The organism is Desulfotomaculum sp. (assembly GCA_003513005.1).
In the GTDB taxonomy this organism is placed as follows: Bacteria; Bacillota; Desulfotomaculia; order Desulfotomaculales; family Nap2-2B; genus 46-80.
The window spans coordinates 1-3,474 of the sequence record DOTD01000034.1 but is presented as its reverse complement, the minus strand read 5'-3'; the positions used below and the strand labels follow the sequence as shown (position 1 = coordinate 3,474).

The 3,474-nt window shown below is 42.5% G+C and carries 3 protein-coding genes; 2 read left to right on the top strand and 1 reads right to left on the bottom strand.

Translation table 11 applies throughout. The features are described from left to right. The first annotated feature begins 259 nt into the window (after positions 1-259). Positions 260-757, top strand: coding sequence for a potassium:proton antiporter (locus DEH07_04000; protein HBY03700.1), 498 nt, complete (start codon positions 260-262; stop codon positions 755-757). After that, the gene (locus DEH07_03995; protein ID HBY03699.1) at positions 757-1,971 is read left to right on the top strand and encodes a cation/H(+) antiporter; all 1,215 of its coding nucleotides are present in this window, start codon (positions 757-759) and stop codon (positions 1,969-1,971) included. The genes DEH07_04000 and DEH07_03995 overlap by 1 nt, the downstream gene beginning before the upstream one ends. Positions 1,972-2,006: 35 nt before the next feature. Here the strand turns inward: DEH07_03995 and DEH07_03990 are convergent, their stop codons facing one another. Next, positions 2,007-3,047: a hypothetical protein gene (locus DEH07_03990; protein HBY03698.1), complete on the bottom strand. Its 1,041-nt coding sequence runs from the start codon at positions 3,045-3,047 to the stop codon at positions 2,007-2,009. Positions 3,048-3,474: the final 427 nt, after the last annotated feature.

Here is a 3,474-nt window from a genome sequence, read left to right as displayed (position 1 = left end):
CATTATTTAGTGGTACTGGCAATTATTGCCTCCTATTTGATTTTCTGGGGGATGAAATAAGTCAAGTCCCGAATTCACTAATCCGGGACTCTAATTAAATATAATATTTTAACTACTCCCGATATCTCTATCAATCACAAAATATCATGATAGCAGATATTGGGGGTGAAGCTGAAAATTTGGGGTAAAAAAAGGCTTTAGCGGAGGCTCAAAAGAGTTTCCGAGAGGGTACATTACTATCTGCGGAGGTGAAAAAAATATGAGTACGTTTTGTGAAACAGATCTTCCCGGCATAGGAAGAAAATTTCAGATTTCAACCCGAAGCGGGGATAAGTTAGTCATAGTGGTTCACGACGACGGAAAACGCGAGATGCACCATTTTGACTATAATGACACGGATGACAGCATATCAATGGTTACTCTTGATGATTCCGAGGCCCGTCGCATAGGAGCTATACTTGGAGGCATGGTTTATATGCCCAGAGCCCTGGAATCGGTGGATGTGGCTTTTGACGATGTAGTTGTTGAATGGTTCAAGGTTGAGACAACATCCAAGGGCGCCGGAAAAACGATAGGTGACCTTGGTATCCGTAAAAGAACCGGGGCAGCAGTCATCGCTATTATAAAAAAGGGTAAAGAGAAGGTTATCAACCCCGGGCCTGAACAAATTATTTATGAAGGGGCTACTCTTGTGATTCTTGGTGAAAGGGGACAGGTAAAAGCATGTAAACGGCTTGTAAATGAAGGGAGTATTTGATGGAGCAAAATATTCTTTTCGAAATTGGAATTGCAATCTTTATTATAGCCATTGCCGGGCTTCTGGCTGCCCGACTAAGGTTTTCGATAGTGCCTTTGTTGATTTTAGCCGGACTGGCTGTGGGGCCGCACATGCCCGAGTTTCCGAATATAGATTTAAGATTTATAAAAAGCGCTCCCTTAATAGACTTTATGGGACAGCTCGGAGTGCTGTTTCTTATGTTTTACCTTGGCCTTGAATTCTCAGTGAGCAGGCTATTTAAGGCCAGCAGCGCTATTTTTAAATCCGGATTAATTTACATGGCAATAAACTTAACAATTGGGCTTGTGTTTCCATTTCTTCTTGGTTGGCCAATTAAAGAGGTTTTGGTAGCCGCAGGTATTATGACCATATCTTCAAGTGTCATTGTCGCTAAGCTGCTGGTTGAATTAAAAAGGACTGTCAGGCCTGAAACAGAGATGATTCTAGGCTTGATGATGTTTCAAGACGTTTTTATGGCAATTTACTTGTCTATAGTATCAGGACTGGTATTAACCGGATCGACTTCACCGGTAATGGTCTTAAAAACAGCATTAATAGCGCTGGGATTTATAACCTGTGTACTGTTTTTGGGTCATAAACTAATTCCTGTTTTAAACCGCCTGCTTGACATTCCCTCTGATGAAGTGTTTATGTTGTTGCTGTTTTCCTCGTTGATTCTTGTAGCTGGTTTCTCAGAATTACTATATGTAGCCAAAGCTATAGGCGCGTTGCTGGTCGGATTAGTTTTAGCTGAAACTGAACACCTTGAGAGGATAGAACATTTAATAGTTCCATTTAGGGATTTTTTCGGCGCCCTCTTTTTCTTTAGCTTTGGGTTAAGTATAGATCCCTTGTTGTTGCCTGGCGCGGTATGGCCTGTAATAATAGCTGTGCTGCTAACGGTTATTGGAAATTTTGTTTCCGGTATGATTTCGGGGCGCGCATCAGGATATTCACATCGGGCTTCATCCAATATTGGATTAACAATTACATCAAGAGGAGAGTTTTCAATTATTTTGGCGGGTTTGGCAAAGGCAGGATCTTTATTGCCTGTCCTGCAATCTTTTGCTGCACTCTACGTGTTAATTCTAGCTGTGCTGGGACCGCTGTTAACAAAAGAATCGAAGTGGATTTATATAAAATTAAGCCGTTTATTCAGGTGGCCCCCTATAAAGGAGAGAAGCAAAGCATAAACAATCAAAGTATCTTTTTTAAAAAGCATTGTTTGCTATTTCAGCATATGCGCCAAGTAATCCCTGACAATACTGTCGCCATAATCCTTTGAAGGAGCCCAACGGCCGCCCAGATCCTCGACGTATTGCAGTTTGCCCGCATTACCGGAACTAAGTACCGCATTCCTGCGCGGGTCTAAATCTTTAGCCCCTGCCGGCAAATCGCCGCCGTAAAAATATACGTGCCAGTGTTGGAATTGGGCTTCGATACCATCCGAGGGACTTTCAAAGGAAGCGCCGGGTTTTCCGCCGAATGTTCCAAGTCCGCAAAAGTTATTCTGACCAGGCTTCACATCGCCGCCGAATTTCCAAAATGCCGTTTCTTTGCAGGATTGGGCAAAGACGGCGTCCCAGCGCAATCCGTACTTTTTTCCCATGTCTATATAAATATCAATATAATCAGGCGCATGGACATTTTTTGAATGTAAAAAAGAACGTGCCCGGTCCGCAGCCGCTTTACCCTCAACTTTTGCAGGTGTTTTATTCAATAAAGGTTTTAGGGGTATTCCCAAAGCGGATACCAGCCCGCTGGTTATAGCTTTGGCCAGGCCGTCGATAAAACCGGAATCTTTAAGTTTTTTTGAGTCATTCGGGCTGTCGATAAAAAGGTTTTCGAGCAGGACAGCAGGCATCCTGGTATCACGCAGGACTGCAAAGTTGGCTTTTTTCCCACCCCTGTCCGGAAAGCCGGCCTTTTTATAATAACCGGCGACTGTATTATGAATAACCTGCCGCAGCTTTTCAGTCTGCTGAGAAGCTTTAGTATGGACATAGCTTTCAAAGCCTGTTCCGCCGCCTGCATTTATATGTATGGAACAGAAGTAATCTGCCTGCAGATTATTGGCAATATTACATCTTTCCTTGAGAAGCAAGTATATGTCAGCAGTCCTTGTTAAACTGGCGTTAACTTCATAAGCGGACAGCCTATCAACCACTTTCTTGCTGATCTCAAAGTTCAGATTTTTTTCTTTCAGGCCATTGCCGACGGCCCCGCTGTCCTTTCCCCCGTGCCCGGGGTCGATAATTAATTTGATCATTTGCAAACCTCATTTACTGGTAATTTTTGGTATTATATGTAACTAATGGTTCATATGTGATTATGTTTACGGCAAACATGAGCACGTAGGCAGTTGACCTCTTCAATACTGTTAAAAAGAAGCAACAAAAGTAGTAACATCAGAAAGCTTTGAATATATTAAACAAGTTATAGATTGGCTGGTTGCAAATGGCAATTCCCTTAACTGGGAATAAACAATAATACTACAGCGATGGATCTCTTGATAGCTCTTTGACAATATCATAACAGCTTCCTTCTGTCACCGTGGTCGCTGCTTTCGGTAATCCAACAACTACGATTAAAGAAAAATATAGTGGACAGCGAAGGACTTTTATGCGATAATACTTCCAGGGTTCGGCGAAGACGTTGATATACAAGTAAATCAGGGGAAGGAAAAACTTCCGGAC

Coding starts and splice junctions, on each gene's coding strand:
- DEH07_04000 (HBY03700.1), top strand. CDS start 260: ATGAGTACGTTTTGTGAAACAGATCTTCCCGGCATAGGAAGAAAATTT.
- DEH07_03995 (HBY03699.1), top strand. CDS start 757: ATGGAGCAAAATATTCTTTTCGAAATTGGAATTGCAATCTTTATTATA.
- DEH07_03990 (HBY03698.1), bottom strand. CDS start 3,047: ATGATCAAATTAATTATCGACCCCGGGCACGGGGGAAAGGACAGCGGG.